Source organism: Parabacteroides johnsonii DSM 18315, assembly GCF_025151045.1.
GTDB lineage: Bacteria > Bacteroidota > Bacteroidia > Bacteroidales > Tannerellaceae > Parabacteroides > Parabacteroides johnsonii.
On the sequence record NZ_CP102285.1, the window covers coordinates 2,562,697 to 2,579,074 of the forward strand.

Sequence of the window (16,378 nt, forward strand, 5' to 3'; positions counted from 1 at the left end):
GGCGGATTCATTGGGCGGAGTAGAACCCCGCCCCTACAGGACACCATTATTTTATTGCACACCGATAAATCATCCTTTATATTTTATTTCAATGAATTCAATAATTGTTCCAGGCTGTATTCGTCCTGGATCAAGACCTGACGGGCTTTACTGCCTTCGAAAGGACCGACGATGCCCGCCGCTTCCAGCTGATCCATCAGGCGGCCTGCACGGTTGTAACCGATTGCGAACTTTCGCTGGATAAGCGAAGTCGAGCCTTGCTGCTGGATCACAATCAGACGGGCAGCTTCGTCAAACAACGGGTCGCGATCCGACAGATCCACCGATCCGGCCGAAGAAGACTCACCGCCTTCACCTATATATTCAGGCAACAGGTAAGCTGTCGGATAAGCCACCTGCGCACCGACATAATTCACGATATCTTCCACTTCCGGCGTATCGACAAACGCACACTGGACACGTGTCGGCTCGCTGCTTCCGGTAATCAGGATCAGCATATCGCCCTTACCGATCAAACGGTTGGCACCCGGAGTATCCAAAATCGTACGGGAGTCGATCTGCGACATTACCTTAAAAGCGATACGGCTCGGAAAGTTACTCTTGATCGTACCGGTGATCACTTTCGTATCCGGGCGCTGGGTGGCCAGGATCATGTGGATACCGACCGCACGGGCCTTGGCCGCAATACGCGAGATCGGCAATTCGATCTCCTTGCCTGAGGTCGCGATCAGGTCGGCAAACTCATCGACGATAGCCACGATATAAGGCAGGAACCGATGTCCTTTCTCCGGGTTCAGACGGCGGGAAATGAACTTCTCATTATATTCCTTTATATTACGTGCCGAAGCCTCCACCAGCAATTTATAACGATTTTCCATCTCGATCACCAAAGAGTTCAAGGTTGCCACCGCATCGCCCGGCTCCGTCACGATCGGTTTATCGGCATTCGGCAATTTCGCCAGATAATGGCGTTCGATCTTCGAGTAAATACTAAATTCCACCTGCTTGGGGTCAACCATCACGAACTTCAGTTCGGCCGGATGCTTCTTATACAGCAAAGAGGTGATAATCGCATTCAAGCCGACCGATTTACCTTGCCCGGTCGCACCCGCCACCAACAGGTGGGGAGTCTTGCACAAGTCGAACATGAACACTTCGTTGACAATCGTCCTTCCGATCGCCACCGGCAAGTCATACGAACATTCCTGGAATTTGCGCGAAGCAACCACCGACTGCATCGAAACAGTCTGCGGTTTATTATTCGGGACCTCGATCCCGATCGTTCCTTTTCCCGGCATCGGCGCGATAATACGGATCTGCAAGGCTGAAAGGCTCAAAGCGATGTCATCTTCCAGGTTCTTGATCTTGGAAATACGAACACCGGCTTCCGGGACGATCTCATAGAGCGTAACCGTCGGTCCGACCGTCGCCTTGATAGAGGCGATATTGATACCGAAATCTTCCAACGTCTGCTTGATCATCTGCTGGTTTTCTTCCAATTCTTCGCGGTTCACCTCGACATTGCCCGAATCGTAAAATTTCAGCAGGTCGAGCGTCGGGAACACATAGCGGGACAAATCCAGGCGCGGATCATATTTACCCAACTGGGATTGATCGAAAGCCTCCTCATCTTCCGGCACTTCCACTTCAAAAGTCGTACCTCCATCGGCTGACGCCTCGACAACCGGATCATCTCCCCTGGCTACTTCAAATTCAAAATCATTCTTTTGCGGAATCTCCTTGCCTACCGGCATTCTCTTTTCTGCCTCGGCTTTCCGCATCTCTGTTTCCGTATCGAAAACATATTCGTCCGGCTCGACGACTTCCTCTTTTGTCTCGTGATATGCAGTAGGCTGAGAAGCAGCAGCCGGTTTTTCAACCGGAACATAAACATCCTTTTCTTCTTCACCCTCTTCTTTCTCTTCCTGCACTTCCGGCGTTTCGCTCTTTTCACGTTTCAAACGGTTCTTCAACCATCCGAAAGAGAAGACGTTTTGCAGGAACGGAATCGTCCGTTTGCTGGTGAAGATTGCAATAATCAGGAACAGGCCGACCAGCAGCAGGATCGTACCCGGTATCCCGATATTATTCATCATCACCTCCGACAAATAATATCCGTGCTGACCGCCCAAATAAATAAACGTATCTTCATATCCACGAATAAAGATAAAAGCAAAAAACAACGATCCCCATATCAGCATGGCTGCACTGAACAGGAAACGTTTCAGCAACGACACCCGGCTCAGGTTCATCAGCTTCGCCCCGACCGAACCGAGGAAAAACAAAATCAAGAATGAAGAGATCCCGAACCACCGGTTCATCAGCAAATCGGCGAGGAAAGCCCCACGCACACCCGTCCAGTTCTCTACCGATCCACGATTGATCACCAGGTCCGATAACGGGATATTTTCGATCTTGCTCTGATCCGCTCCTCCCGTAAAGAAAAACGAAATCAATGCCAGACCGACATATATGGTAACAATGGAAATAACTAATCCGGTAATAAAACGGGTCCGCTCACTGGTAAAGAAATTTCGAATCCCCTTAAATTTACTTTCCCCGTTATTCGTATTTTGTTTTGCAGTCGTCTTTTTAGCCATTACACAATTAAATTTACAACTCGCAAATGTACACAGAAAATTTTAAGTTCCCTACGACATTCGTATTTCCCTTACCGCCTTTTTTCAAAGTTCTCCCCGGCAACCGCATCACAAAACATTTCTTGCCACAGACATTCTCACCTCTTTTTACTTATAAAAACAACCTCATAAAATACGGATAATTCCCAATGCATTTGCCCTTTGATGCAAGTGTAATCTGTTTTCGGCAATGTCGAATATATTTTTGACAATGCCGTGTATATTCTCGACAATGTCGAATATGTACACGACAACGTCGAAAACAGATTACACTTGCATCGAAGTCGAAACGAATCGCAATGGTTTGCCACCGAGCCTGCCAAGATAAAGGAATTTCGGTGCGGTACGGTTCCCTATATTAGCTTTACAAAGAAAAAATTGCTACTTTTGCAGATTATAAACGCAAGGTATCGACTAAGATAATCAGCATGGAAAAAGAGAACAACCCGATATACGAACGCAACACGCTGGAATTCGTAACAGTTGCACTGGAATTTTGTACATTTGTCGAGAATGCCGGCAATACTGGTCTTTTTGATTTTTTGGATAAGGCAGTCAAGATCTTGCCCTTGTTGTATCTGAAAGCCACCCTCCTACCCGAAGCGGAAGAAGAGGAGGATGCAGAGCCAGAGCTGACTGTCACGGAAGACATGTACGAATCGGTCCGCAACCGGATTGCCGGACTGCTCGGAGAGAAAGACTCTTACCTCGAAACGTTCCATCCGGATATGCAATATAGCGACACGCCGATCGCCGCCTTTATTTCAGAGAATCTGGCCGATGTTTACCAGGATGCGGGTAATTTCATCTCTCTGTTCCGCCAGGGCAATGAAGAAGTGATGCTCGGGGCAATCGTATTGTGTCGTAAAAATTTCAGCGAATTCTGGGGACAACAATTATTAAACGCATTAAAAGCGCTCCACGCCGTGCGATACAGCGATGAAGAGTTTTTAGAAACCAACGAAGAAGAATGACACAACAATATACACATTCGATAACAAAAGAGGCTGTATCCGAGCTTCCCTTAGAGGAATTTACCGGGCGGATCATCGTGATCGACACATTGAAGGATACGGAGAAAGCGGTCAGCTACCTCTCCGAGTTCCAGGCCGTCGGATTCGATACGGAAACCCGTCCGAGTTTCAAGAAAGGGCAACGCTACAAAATATCGCTTATGCAGATTTCGACCGATGAGGCTTGTTTCCTGTTCCGCCTGAACCGGATCGATATTCCGAAAGTTCTCGAAGAATTTCTGGCAAACGAAAAGGTGCAGAAGATCGGCCTTTCGCTACGCGACGATTTCGGCGCGATGCAAAAGCGCAAGGACATACAACCCGCCAACTTCCTGGACTTGCAGAATTATGTCGGACAATTCGGGATCGAAGATGCCAGCCTGCAAAAGATATACGCCATCCTTTTCAACAAGAAGATCTCGAAAGGACAGCGTTTGAGCAACTGGGAAGCCGACGTCCTCAGCGACGCGCAGAAAAAATATGCAGCCCTCGACGCATGGGCCTGCCTGAAAATATACAATCAATTGAAACAGATATAAATGAAGGAGTGTAAAGTATTTCTCAAACCGAAAAAAGAGGAATCGTTGCTACGTTTCCATCCGTGGGTATTCTCCGGCGCTATTCAGACGATCGAAGGTGAGCCGGAAGAAGGCGACTTGGTAGAAGTTTATGGTACGAACGGACGTTTTTTAGGTATCGGACATTATCAGATAGGCAGCATCGCCGTACGCATCTTATCTTTCAAACCGGTCACGATAGATGCCGCTTTCTGGGAAGAACGCATCCGTATCGCTTACACACTGCGCCAAGCATTGGAACTTGCCGGAGTGGAGAACAATAATACATACCGGTTGGTGCATGGCGAAGGAGATAATCTTCCGGGACTGGTCATCGACATGTATGCCCACACCGCCGTCATGCAGGCACATTCTGTCGGCATGCACTATGCCCGCCACCAGATTGCCGACGCCTTAAAAGCCGTTTTGGGAGATTCTTTACAAAATATATATTACAAATCGGAAGCGACCTTGCCTTACAAAGCCAACCTGGGCAGCGAAGACGGCTACCTGTACGGTGGCGAAGTGGAGGACATCGCACTTGAGAACGGCTTGAAATTCTGCGTCGATTGGCAAAAGGGGCAAAAGACAGGTTTCTTTGTCGACCAGCGTGAAAACCGTTCGCTCTTGGAACGCTATGCCAAAGATCGCTCCGTACTGAACATGTTCTGCTATACCGGCGGATTCTCGTTCTACGCCATGCGCGGAGGCGCCAAGGTCGTTCACTCGGTCGACAGCTCCGCCAAAGCGATCTCGCTGACCAACAAGAACGTGGAACTGAACTTTCCGGGTGATCCTCGCCACGAGGCTTATGCGGAAGACGCTTTCAAGTATCTCGAAAAGATGGGAAGCAACTACGACCTCATCATCCTGGACCCGCCCGCTTTCGCCAAACATAAAAACGTATTGCGCAACGCTTTGCAGGGATATCGCAAACTGAATGCCATCGCTTTCGAAAAGATCAAGCCAGGAGGCATCCTGTTCACCTTCTCCTGCTCACAGGTGGTAAGCAAGGAGAACTTCCGTCTGGCCGTGTTCAGTGCCGCCGCCCAGTCCGGACGCAGTGTCCGTATCCTACACCAACTGACACAACCCGCCGACCATCCGGTCAACATTTACCATCCGGAAGGGGAATATCTGAAGGGGCTGGTGCTTTATGTGGAGTGAGAAGAGGTAATAATTTATGATTTATGATTTATGCGTCGATGATAAATCATAAATCATAAATCATAAATTTAATCAAGGGAGGTGCAAAATATTTACGGAAATATTTCTTTATTTCGTAATAGGTTGTACCTTTGTCTCACTTTTAAGAGAGATGGAAATATTATTATAAGTAAAACATATAAAACTTATTATTATGTCTAAAGTAACAGTTGTTGGCGCCGGTAATGTAGGTGCTACTTGCGCAAATGTTCTTGCCTTCAATGAAGTGGCAGACGAAGTTGTAATGCTTGACGTTAAGGAAGGTGTTTCCGAAGGTAAAGCAATGGATATGATGCAGACCGCTCAACTGCTTGGTTTCGATACTACAGTTGTTGGTTGCACAAACGACTACGAAAAAACGGCTAACTCTGACGTTGTTGTCATCACTTCAGGTATTCCTCGTAAACCGGGTATGACTCGCGAAGAACTGATCGGTGTTAACGCTGGTATCGTTAAGAGCGTAGCTCAGAACATCTTGAAATATTCTCCGAACGCAATCCTGGTAGTGATCTCCAACCCGATGGATACAATGACTTACCTGTCATTGAAGTCTCTGGGTCTGCCGAAAAACCGTATCATCGGTATGGGTGGTGCTCTGGATAGCTCTCGTTTCAAATATTTCTTGTCTCAGGCTTTAGGTTGCAATGCCAACGAAGTCGAAGGCATGGTAATCGGTGGTCACGGTGACACGACTATGATCCCTCTGGCTCGTCTGGCTACTTACAAAGGCATTCCCGTAAGCAAGCTGTTGAGCGCAGAAAAACTGCAGGAAGTTGTCGCTTCCACTATGGTAGGCGGTGCGACACTGACTAAGCTGTTGGGTACTTCTGCATGGTATGCACCGGGTGCAGCAGGAGCTTACGTTGTTGAATCTATCATCCACAACCAAAAGAAGATGGTTCCTTGCTCTGTTTATCTGGAAGGTGAATACGGAGAATCCGACCTTTGCATCGGTGTTCCTGTTATCTTGGGCAAGAATGGTATCGAAAAGATCGTTGAACTGGAATTGAATGCCGAAGAAAAAGAACTCTTCGCCAAGAGTGCAGCAGCCGTTCACAAGACAAACGAAGCTTTGAAAGAAGTCGGCGCTCTCTAATAATCGGAAAAAGGTTTGATAATATAGAAAAGAGGATAGTCCGTGATGGATTATCCTCTTTTTTGTCTTAGAATCTTAAGACATTTGATACATTGTCCAATTGGTTTATTATTTCCCTTGGTAAGAACTTACTTCAATTCCCGAATCTTGATATTGCGGAACCAGATCGGATAACCATGATCCTGCAAGCCGATATACCCTTCATGGGAAATGCCTTCCTGGAAACCTTGGAAATCTTTGAATTTGCTGTTGGCAACCATATCATCCCACTCTTTGCTCCACAAAGTATACTGAACGACCTTTTTACCATTCTGGGTATGCGTCACTTTGCCATCCTTCACTTTGATCACGATCGTGTTCCATTCGCCGGCTGGTTTTACCGTTTTCGGATCGGCAGGGAGCATATCATACAAAGAACCGGCAAGGTGGTTTGCCAGCTTGTTGTCGGTAGCATCCACATTATCCAGCACCTGCACTTCGGGAGCTGCATAATAGATCGGTTTGCCCGGAACTTCGCGTACATAATAGAAGATACCTGAATTTCCCATTTTGCTGGTTTTCCAATCTACAGACAGTTCAAAGTTCTTGAACTTCTTTTCCTTATACAGGATATCGCCTCCTGCACCGTGTCCCGGTTTTTTGCCCGGAGCGGTAAAGACCTTCATCGCCTCGTCTTCGATTACCCAGTTCGGAGCCATCCCGGTATTGTTGCATTGTCTCCAACCGGTAAAATCTTTCCCGTTGAACAGCAAGGTCCAGCCTTGTTTCTTTTCTTTTTCAGTCAACGTGTTATTCGCTTTTTGCGCAAAAGAAGGGACAGCAGCCATAACTGCCAAAAGAACCACAAACGATTTAAATAAGTTTTTCATGTTGCATCTCATTTTTAGATTAGACATTGAGAATATAAAACTCAACAAAGATAAATAAAAAAAGAGCTGCTCCATAAAGAACAACTCTTTCTTTTCTATCAGATAATCCTATTTTATTTGATGATACCCAATTTCGAGGCATTGATGAAGTCGATGATATGCTGGATTTCGTCGCTCATCGGCACCTGGTCTTTAATCATCAGCAAAGCATCGAATATACTCGTATTACCTTGGTAAATGATACGGTAGGCATGGCTGATATGCTTGATTATCTTTTCGCTCAGGCCTTCATGTGACAGAATAAAGGAGTTCACCCCGTAATAGGTCGTAGGTTCCAATGCTGCTACGATATAAGGCGGGATATCCTTACGGAAGCGGCAACCGGTCTGCGTCATCGACCATCTTCCCACACGGCATCCCTGGCTCACTAATACGTTGCCGCCGAAAATCACATAATCTTCAATCATGCAGTTGCCGGAAATCTTGCTTCCATACCCGAACACACTATGATTACCGATATGCGTGTCGTGGGAAACATGCACGCCTTCATGCAGGAAATTGCCATTACCGATAATCGTCTTCCCATCAGAATTGGTTGCACGATTAATCACCACGTTTTCACGGATCACATTGTCGTCTCCGATTTCGACAATCGTATCACCTCCCTTATAGTTAAAATCCTGTGGTTCGGCAGCGATAACGGCACCATTGAAGATGCGGTTCCTCTTCCCCATGCGGGTTCCGCTCATGATACTGGCATGAGGCATGATCTCGCAGTCATCACCTATTTTTACATTCTTATCGATGTATGCAAACGGATGGACGGTTACGTTCGCTCCTAACTTCGCGCTTGCATCTACATAAGCTAATGGACTAATCATAATAATCTCCTTTTAAATTGTCAATTGCTTTCTACTCTCTTCCACCACCAATGGCACTATATAAATTGATAACAGCCTGCATACGCTGGACATTGTCGGAAACTTCCGTCAACTGCGCACTGAGCAGACTCTGTTGGGCAGAAAGGATTTCCAGATAAGTGGACTGTCCTGACTGGAACAAGGCGTTGGTATAGGCAACCGCCTTTTCCAACTCTTCTATCTGGGCCTGATCCTGGACCAGTTTTCTATTGGTCGCATCATAGAGATGCAAAGCATCGCTCACTTCCTTTCCCGCTTCCAAGATCGTTTGCTGATAGTTCATCTTGGCAATCTGTTCTTCCGCTTTTGATATCTTCAGATTGGCTACCAGCTTACCATTGTTAAAGATAGGCTGTGCCAAGGAAGCCAAAGCCTGGAACATAAACTGTCCCGGATTGGAAACCGTAACACCCGAACCATTCGTCCAACCGGCTGTCGCCGTAATATTGATTCCCGGATAAAAAGCGGCACGGGCCTTGTTGGTCGTATAATAAGCACTGGCCAATGTCATTTCGGCCACCTTCACATCCGGACGGTTCTCCAACAACTGCAAAGGAACACCAGCCATCAGCTCTTCCGGCATCACCTGATCTTCAAGCGTACTGCGATCGATTGGCTGCGGTGCTTTCGCAAGCAATACAGACAAGGAGTTCTCCACTTCACGCACCTGGCGTTTCAGTTCGATCAACGATCCGGACACCTGATGGAACACGGCACGCATCTGGACGACTGCGGCTTCTGTTGTCATGCCGGCAATCTTCATCGCTTCCATCACCCGAACATTCTCTTTGTAGATATCCACCGTCTTGGAAGTAATCTCGACCTGACGATCCAACATTAACAAAGTGAAATAGGTATTGGCGATTCCTCCGATCAGTTGCGAACGTATCGCTTGCTGTGTGTACTGGCTCTGCAAATAAGCAGTCTTCTGTCCACGACTCGCATTCAACAGCTTACCGAACAAATCCACTTCCCAACTGGCTGCCGCCGGCAAGGTATAGGCTTTCACATAACCCGTATTCTCCATTTTAGTTATGGTTCCTTGCGGAGCCAGGTTCAAAGAAGGGAGAAAAGACAGGCGAGCGGAAGTCAGCAGCAACTTGGCCTCCTCGACCCTCAGGATAGCGGCTTGCAGATCCACATTGTTTGCCAATCCCTCTTCGATCAAGGCCTGCAATTTCGGATCACGGAAAACCTCCTGCCAAGGCAGGTTTCCCATATTGGTCGTATCTGTTTCGGCTAACGTACCGGCAGCAGATACCGGATCACGGTAGATGCCGGAAGTTTCGATCGTATCCGGACGATCATATGCTTTATAGATATGGCAACTGCTCAAAAGAGCGGTTGCACACACCATATATATAATCTGTTTCTTCATTGTCATCTCTTATTTTGTTTTTGCGTACTGTTCTATTTCCGTATTCATATCGCTGTTATCCAAATCTTCCCATTCGATAGGTTTGAATTTCTCCTGCAAGTACTGGAATACCACAAACAGAACCGGGACGATAAAGATCTGGAAGATCATACCGATAAACATACCTCCGATGGCGGCAGTACCCAAAGTACGGTTACCATGAGCACCGACACCGAACGCAAACATCATAGGCAACAAACCGACTACCATAGCCAGTGATGTCATCAAGATAGGACGCAAACGGGCGGCGGCACCTAAAACAGCAGCCCATGTGATACTCATACCCATACGGCGACGGTCAAGGGCAAACTCTACGATCAGGATGGCGTTCTTCGCCAACAGACCTACCAACATGATCAAGGCGATCTGCATATAGATATTATTGGACATCGTACCCAAGATCATCTTCAGAGCCGGGATATTGCCTAAAGCGGCCCAGCCTTGCACGAACAGGAAGCTACCCATCAAACCAAACGGAATGGAAAGCAATACGGCTAACGGCAGGATATAACTTTCATACTGAGCGCTCAGCAGCAAATAGACGAATACGAAACAGAGCAGGAAGATCAAACCGGTCGTGCTGCCGCTGGTTTCAGCCTCTTCACGCGCCATCCCCCCCAATTCGTATCCAAAACCGGTCGGAAGCGTTGTACTGGCAACCTCTTCGATCGCTTTCAATGCCTGCCCACTGGTGTAACCGTCTGCCGGAGCAACCATCACTTTGATAGATGTATACATATTGAAACGGCTGATAATATCCGGTCCGTACACTTTCTTGATAGACACGAACTGCGAGATTGGAGCCATTTCGTTTCCATTGCGGACTTTGATATTCTTCAACGATTCCAAATTGGTACGCAAAGCCGGATCAGCCTGGACCATCACACGGTACATCTTACCGAAACGGTTGAAGTTGGAGGCATACAGACCACCGTAATATCCCTGCATGGTTGCCAGAATATCACTCGGACTGATACCCACCTTCTTACAGGCGGCCGCATCGATGTCGATCATATACTGCGGGAAGTTAGGGTTGAAGGTACTCTGTGCCGACTTGATTTCAGGACGGGCAGTCAAGGCTGCCGTATATTGCTTCGTCACTTCGAAGAATTTTTCCAGATCACCACCGGTCTTGTCCTGCATATTCAACTCGATATCACTGGAAGCGGAATAACCCGGGATCATAGGCGGAGTAAAGAACAGCACTTGTGCATCCTTCACTATCTTTTGCGCACGCATGAACAAACTGCCATACACGATATCCGAACTCTGCATCATTGAACGTTCCTCCCAGTCTTTCAACTTGATGATGAACGAACCATAAGAAGGTCCCTGGCCACCGATAAAGCTGAAACCGATGACGGCCGTACGTGATTTGACCGCCGGGTCGGCAGCGATCAGGCTATCCACCTTGTTCATCACCTCTATCGTACGTTCCTGGGATGTTCCCGGAGGCAGCGTCACTGCGCCCATGATCGTACCGGTATCTTCATTCGGAACCATACCTGTCGGAGTCGCATTCATCAAAACAACGAGCAGGACGATACATCCGGCAACGATACCGAACGAAAGCCATTTCTTCTGTATAAAGAATACGACACGTTTTTTATAGCTGTTCAGCAAAGAATCGTATGCGGCATTGAAGGAAGAGTGGAAACGGGAGACGAAAGTCGATTTCTTCTCATGTCCTTCTTCGTGCGGCTTCAAGAACATCGCACACAGAGCCGGACTCAGTGTCAAGGCATTCAATGCGGACAAACCGATCGAGATAGCCATTGTCAAACCGAACTGGCGATAGAATGTACCGGCCGTACCGCTCATGAAACTTACCGGGATAAACACGGACATCATGACCAACGTGATGGAGACGATAGCACCACCCAGCTCGTTCATGGCATCGATAGAAGCCAATTTCGCCGATTTGTAACCCTGGTCCAGTTTGGCATGGACACCCTCGACGACCACGATCGCATCATCGACCACAATCGCAATGGCGAGCACCATGGCACAAAGAGTCAGCAAGTTCAAGCTAAAGCCGATCAGCGACAGCATGAAGAACGTACCGATCAACGCAACCGGGATCGCGATAGCCGGAATCAAAGTCGAACGTAAATCCTGCAAGAAGATATACACAACGATGAATACAAGGATGAAGGCTTCGATCAATGTCTTGAGCACCTCATGGATAGAAGCGTACAAGAAGTCGTTGGCATTCATACCGACGTCGATCTTCAAGCCCGGAGGCAATATCTTTTCTGTTTCTTCCAGCAGGTTCTGGATATTATTGATGGTTTCCGTCGCATTGGTTCCTGCCATCTGGTAAACGATACAGGTTACGGCACTATGACCGTTTACTTTATTGACAAAATTATAAGTCAGACGTCCCAATTCGATATCGGCAATATCCTTCATGCGGAGGACTTCACCATCCGGTAAGGCTTTTACGACCATGTCTTCAAATTCGTTCACTTCTTGCAAACGTCCTTTATAACGGATCGTATACTGGAAGCTCTGGTTACCCTGCTCACCGAACGAACCGGGAGCAGCTTCCACGTTCTGCTCGGCCAGGACACCGGCAACATCATTCGGAACCAAATTGTACTGTGCCATCACATCCGGTTTCAGCCAGATACGCATGGAGTAGTCGGTTCCTAACACATTCGCATCCCCCACACCGGGCACACGCTGTACTTCCGGGATCAGGTTGATCTTGGCATAGTTCTCGATGAATCGCTGGTCGTAACGGTCCTCTGCATCATAGACGGAGAACACGATCAGCATGGAGTTCTGACGTTTCTGAGTTGTCACACCGATCTTGGTTACTTCAGCGGGCAACAAACCTTGTGCCATAGAAACACGGTTCTGCACGTTTACGGCAGCCATGTCGGGATCGGTTCCCTGCTTAAAATAAATGGAAATATCGGCAGATCCGTTGTTGGAGGCATTGGAAGTCATGTACATCATGTTCTCCACACCATTGATCTGGTCTTCCAGCGGTGCAATCACACTATTCAATACCGTCTGTGCGTTTGCACCCGTATAAGTCGCTCTCACCGAAACGGTTGGAGGGGCGATATCCGGATATTGGGTAATAGGCAAGGACAGCAAGCCTAATATACCCAGTATGACAATCAGGACGGAGATCACCGTTGAGAGCACCGGGCGGTTTATAAATCTATCTAATTTCATATTTTCTGTTTTTAACGAACAAAATGGGAGTTATTAATTAAAAGCGGTCTTCAGATTACCTTCGTTCTGATCTTTCAAGGCCTGATCATATTTCGCTTTCTGCTGTTCCGGGGTGATCGGCTCGATAGCCTGGCCGTCACGGAGATTCTGTACGCCTTCAATCACGATTTTGTCGCCGGATTTCAAACCATTCGTCACCAGGTAATTCTTTCCGTCATCCAAATTGGAGATCTGAATCTCCGTATTTTTTACAGAATTGTCCGCCTGCAAAACAAAAACGAACTTCTTGTCTTGGATTTCAACGGTTGCAGACTGAGGGATAATAATGATCCCATCCATCGTATACGGGAATATGATGTTACCGGTACCGCCGCTTCTCAGGATATTTTTATCATTTGGGAAAACAGCACGCATGCTGACAGATCCGGTAGACTGGTCAATCACGCCACTAACGGCATCGATCTTACCTTCCGACTGATAGGTAGTTCCGTCGGACAGTTGCAAGCGAACAGCCGGCATCTTTTCCAATTGTTCTTTCAATGTGCCTCCGGCTCTTGTCAGGCGCAACAACTCTTTCTCCGTCATAGAGAAATAAACATACACATCGTTGATTTCGGATACGGTTGTCAACGGCTGTGCAACAGAGGGGCTGACCAAACTACCGATACGATACGGAAATGTACCGACAACGCCATTCGACGGACTCGTCACCGTACAGAATGATAAATTCTGATTCGCGCTTACCAAAGAAGCTTCCGCCTGAGCCAGGCTTGCCTTGGCAGACATGAGTTGGTTGACCGCTGTCTGATATTCAAAATCACTGATAATTTTCTGATCGAACAAAGCTTTTTTGTTCTTTTCGGTCAAAGTCAAAGTTGCGACATTGGCTTTTGCCATCTCGACAGCGGCTTTCGCCTGTCCAACCGCAGCAGCATACTGGGTCGGATCAATCTGGAACAAAGCCTGCCCCTTACGAACAGTTGCTCCTTCATCTACACATAACTTAACAATAAAACCCGAAACTTGGGGGCGTACCTCGATATCCTGCGTACCTCTGATCGTGGCCGGATAGGAAGTCGTCTGGTCGCTTGTTGTCGAATTAACAGCAAGGACCGCAAATTCATTATCCCCTAACTTCATACCGCTTTGCTTGTTTCCACAAGCAGTTAATAAAGACACCCCTACTGCAAACAATGCAATTTGCCTTAATTGGGTAATAGTAGTTCTCAACATTTGTTTATCCATATTCATTATTTATATAATTCTATCTATTCTCGTTTTTCAGTCATTAGTAAGGCCGTTAAAGCCATCACAACGGGTGAGATCCGTTGTGCCATAGTAAAAATTCCACAACGATGCTGTTCTAAATTTATGGGTTCATAGCCTATTCCTCATAAAAAGCGTACAAATGTAGAATCTTTTTGTTGTACTTTTTCCGTTTATACAATCTTTTATACTAAAAAATTGCTTATTTTATATTTCTGTATCAGAGATATATTAGGACTTTGACCGATCGAAAATATATTCGTTTAAATTGCTACATAATTTTAACACGGAATTTGTTTATTCAATAATTTATCCTAATTTTACGGCTTATATAACCTAAATAATCAATTCATATGGAACCAAAGTTTATGATATCGGAAGTGTTCGGCACTTCATGGAAGCACACTAAATCGCAGATTTGGGTACTGGTAGGGCTGTTTATCGGATTTTCTATCCTGTCGATGATCGTCACACTGTTCGGTATGCCGGCACAGGGTTCGATTGTCGGACGAGTTATTGTCCAAATAGTCAGTTTGCTCATTTCCTGTATTTTCATGCTGGGATATGTCAAAAATATATTCCAGGCTCTTGATGGAGAAGAGCCGCAGTTTTCCGCCTATGGGCAACAATCGCGCAAGATAATCACATATCTCATCGCCAACATTTTGTTCTCCATAGCTGTCTGTATCGGTACAGTCTTGCTGATCATTCCCGGTATCTACCTATACTTACGCCTGCAATTTTTCACGGCATTCATCGTTGAGGAAAACTGCGGCATCATCGAATCACTGCAAAAAAGCTGGAATATGACCCAAGGACAGACACTTCCGTTATTCCTGTTGCTGCTGACCATGATCGGCACCGCGATCGTCGGCTGCATCTTGTTCTTCGTCGGATTTTTTGTGGCCGTACCCCTTATCTATATGATGCAGTGTTACACATTCAGAAAATTAAATACGATTTCAACGGAAGAAGAAGTACAACAACTATAATTTCAAATCAATAAATAGACAACAGCCCGCAAAAATAAACATTCTGCGGGCTGTATAGCTTTCCAATCTATGGGTAAGACATATAGAATCAAAGACATTGCAGAGATGTCCGGTGTTTCGACCGGAACTGTCGACCGCATATTACATAACCGGGGCAAAGTATCTGAAGAGGCACAGAAAAAAGTAGAAAAAGTTTTAAAAGAAATAGACTATCACCCGAACCTAATAGCCCGTTCCCTTGCACTAAAAAAGAGCTACCACTTCATCACACTGATTCCCTCTTTTGCAAAAGGCGAATATTGGGATAAGCTTTGCGAAGGAATAGACAAAGCGGAACAGGAACTTTTCAGCTACAACGTAGAAGTCGAACGTATGTGCTTCAATCAATATGACAAAAGCAGTTTCGACGAACTCATTCCCCGGATCGAAGAAGCCAACTGCCAGGGGGTCGTGATCGCAACACAGTTCCATGACAGTGTCGTCAAGCTGGCGTCCCGGCTGGATCAAATACAAATACCTTACATACTGATAGATGCATTCATTGAAAACACCAATTGCGTAGCTTATTACGGAACCAACTCGTACGACTCCGGATATATTGCCGGCCGTCTGCTATACGAACAAATCAACCCGACCGAAAATATCGCAATCTTCCGCTTTATCCGTAAAGGAGAAATGCAAGTAACCCAAGTCATGAAACGTGAGGAAGGCTTCAGGAATTATCTGGCAGAAAAGAACTACGACGGGCGTATCTATTCCGTACAATTGCATGCCGACGAGCCGGAAAAGAACATAAACATCCTGAATGCCTTTTTAGAAGAACATAAGGAAGTGAACGCTGGTATCATATTCAACTCCCGTGCCCATTTATTGGGAAAATACTTCCGTGACAAAGGAGAAAGATTCAGATTAATCGGCTACGATGTGATAGACCCGAATATCACTTGCCTGAATGACGGTTCCATCACGCACCTGATCGCCCAACGGCCGGAAGTACAGGGATTCAATTGCATACGGGCATTGTTCCGCCATCTGGTTCTCAAAGAAAAAGTCGAACAAATCAATTATATGCCGATCGATATCCTGATGAAAGAGAATATCAAATACTATAACAATTATATTTGAAAACATAAAAAGGTATTTTTTCCCTGTTTTCTTTTTGTTTGATAAATAAATACTATACTTTTGTGCCCGATGTGTGCGCGAGCACAATG

At 46.4% G+C, this 16,378-nt stretch carries 12 protein-coding genes; 6 read left to right on the top strand and 6 right to left on the bottom strand.

The genetic code is table 11. The annotated features are described in order from the left end of the window. Window positions 1-83: 83 nt before the first annotated feature. Window positions 84-2,600 carry a DNA translocase FtsK gene (locus NQ564_RS10460; protein ID WP_008150907.1) on the bottom strand — a complete coding sequence of 839 codons (2,517 nt, stop codon included), beginning with the start codon at window positions 2,598-2,600 and terminating at the stop codon, window positions 84-86. 467 nt (window positions 2,601-3,067) lie between these two features. Between NQ564_RS10460 and NQ564_RS10465 the strand changes: the two genes are divergently transcribed. From NQ564_RS10465 to mdh, 4 genes are all read left to right on the top strand, one after another. Further along, window positions 3,068-3,613, top strand: a complete 546-nt coding sequence (locus NQ564_RS10465) for a DUF5063 domain-containing protein (RefSeq protein WP_008150915.1) — start codon at window positions 3,068-3,070, stop codon at window positions 3,611-3,613. Further along, a complete protein-coding gene (locus tag NQ564_RS10470; protein WP_008150917.1) occupies window positions 3,610-4,191 on the top strand; it encodes a 3'-5' exonuclease in 582 nt (193 codons plus the stop codon). The genes NQ564_RS10465 and NQ564_RS10470 overlap by 4 nt, the downstream gene beginning before the upstream one ends. Further along, window positions 4,192-5,376: a class I SAM-dependent rRNA methyltransferase gene (locus tag NQ564_RS10475; RefSeq protein ID WP_008150919.1), complete on the top strand. Its 1,185-nt coding sequence runs from the start codon at window positions 4,192-4,194 to the stop codon at window positions 5,374-5,376. Window positions 5,377-5,569: 193 nt separating this feature from the next. Then, the gene (mdh, locus tag NQ564_RS10480) at window positions 5,570-6,511 is read left to right on the top strand and encodes a malate dehydrogenase (RefSeq protein ID WP_008150923.1); all 942 of its coding nucleotides are present in this window, start codon (window positions 5,570-5,572) and stop codon (window positions 6,509-6,511) included. 128 nt (window positions 6,512-6,639) lie between these two features. Here mdh and NQ564_RS10485 read toward each other — a convergent pair whose 3' ends face one another. The 5 genes from NQ564_RS10485 to NQ564_RS10505 form a co-directional block, all read right to left on the bottom strand. Continuing rightward, on the bottom strand, window positions 6,640-7,380 hold the full coding sequence (locus NQ564_RS10485; RefSeq protein WP_005646192.1) for a 3-keto-disaccharide hydrolase: 741 nt from the start codon (window positions 7,378-7,380) through the stop codon (window positions 6,640-6,642). Window positions 7,381-7,493: 113 nt separating this feature from the next. Continuing rightward, window positions 7,494-8,261, bottom strand: a complete 768-nt coding sequence (gene lpxA, locus NQ564_RS10490; RefSeq protein WP_008150927.1) for an acyl-ACP--UDP-N-acetylglucosamine O-acyltransferase — start codon at window positions 8,259-8,261, stop codon at window positions 7,494-7,496. Window positions 8,262-8,292: 31 nt separating this feature from the next. Further along, window positions 8,293-9,684 (bottom strand): efflux transporter outer membrane subunit, encoded by a 1,392-nt coding sequence (locus NQ564_RS10495; protein ID WP_008150928.1) that lies wholly within the window; start codon window positions 9,682-9,684, stop codon window positions 8,293-8,295. Window positions 9,685-9,687: 3 nt separating this feature from the next. Beyond that, the gene (locus tag NQ564_RS10500) at window positions 9,688-12,906 is read right to left on the bottom strand and encodes an efflux RND transporter permease subunit (protein WP_008150930.1); all 3,219 of its coding nucleotides are present in this window, start codon (window positions 12,904-12,906) and stop codon (window positions 9,688-9,690) included. Between the two features lie 33 nt (window positions 12,907-12,939). After that, window positions 12,940-14,151 (bottom strand): efflux RND transporter periplasmic adaptor subunit, encoded by a 1,212-nt coding sequence (locus NQ564_RS10505; protein ID WP_008155075.1) that lies wholly within the window; start codon window positions 14,149-14,151, stop codon window positions 12,940-12,942. 374 nt (window positions 14,152-14,525) lie between these two features. Between NQ564_RS10505 and NQ564_RS10510 the strand changes: the two genes are divergently transcribed. Together NQ564_RS10510 and NQ564_RS10515 are read left to right on the top strand one after the other, a co-directional pair. Further along, window positions 14,526-15,164 carry a hypothetical protein gene (locus NQ564_RS10510; protein ID WP_008150935.1) on the top strand — a complete coding sequence of 213 codons (639 nt, stop codon included), beginning with the start codon at window positions 14,526-14,528 and terminating at the stop codon, window positions 15,162-15,164. A 69-nt stretch (window positions 15,165-15,233) separates the two neighbouring features. Next, window positions 15,234-16,289: a LacI family DNA-binding transcriptional regulator gene (locus NQ564_RS10515; protein ID WP_008150936.1), complete on the top strand. Its 1,056-nt coding sequence runs from the start codon at window positions 15,234-15,236 to the stop codon at window positions 16,287-16,289. Window positions 16,290-16,378 lie beyond the last annotated feature (89 nt).

What these genes read in the sequence shown, in the direction of transcription:
- NQ564_RS10515 (WP_008150936.1), top strand. Translation starts at nt 15,234, where the DNA reads ATGGGTAAGACATATAGAATCAAAGACATTGCAGAGATGTCCGGTGTT.
- NQ564_RS10510 (WP_008150935.1), top strand. Translation starts at nt 14,526, where the DNA reads ATGGAACCAAAGTTTATGATATCGGAAGTGTTCGGCACTTCATGGAAG.
- mdh (WP_008150923.1), top strand. Translation starts at nt 5,570, where the DNA reads ATGTCTAAAGTAACAGTTGTTGGCGCCGGTAATGTAGGTGCTACTTGC.
- NQ564_RS10475 (WP_008150919.1), top strand. Translation starts at nt 4,192, where the DNA reads ATGAAGGAGTGTAAAGTATTTCTCAAACCGAAAAAAGAGGAATCGTTG.
- NQ564_RS10465 (WP_008150915.1), top strand. Translation starts at nt 3,068, where the DNA reads ATGGAAAAAGAGAACAACCCGATATACGAACGCAACACGCTGGAATTC.
- NQ564_RS10505 (WP_008155075.1), bottom strand. Translation starts at nt 14,151, where the DNA reads ATGGATAAACAAATGTTGAGAACTACTATTACCCAATTAAGGCAAATT.
- NQ564_RS10460 (WP_008150907.1), bottom strand. Translation starts at nt 2,600, where the DNA reads ATGGCTAAAAAGACGACTGCAAAACAAAATACGAATAACGGGGAAAGT.
- NQ564_RS10500 (WP_008150930.1), bottom strand. Translation starts at nt 12,906, where the DNA reads ATGAAATTAGATAGATTTATAAACCGCCCGGTGCTCTCAACGGTGATC.
- NQ564_RS10485 (WP_005646192.1), bottom strand. Translation starts at nt 7,380, where the DNA reads ATGAAAAACTTATTTAAATCGTTTGTGGTTCTTTTGGCAGTTATGGCT.
- NQ564_RS10470 (WP_008150917.1), top strand. Translation starts at nt 3,610, where the DNA reads ATGACACAACAATATACACATTCGATAACAAAAGAGGCTGTATCCGAG.
- lpxA (WP_008150927.1), bottom strand. Translation starts at nt 8,261, where the DNA reads ATGATTAGTCCATTAGCTTATGTAGATGCAAGCGCGAAGTTAGGAGCG.
- NQ564_RS10495 (WP_008150928.1), bottom strand. Translation starts at nt 9,684, where the DNA reads ATGACAATGAAGAAACAGATTATATATATGGTGTGTGCAACCGCTCTT.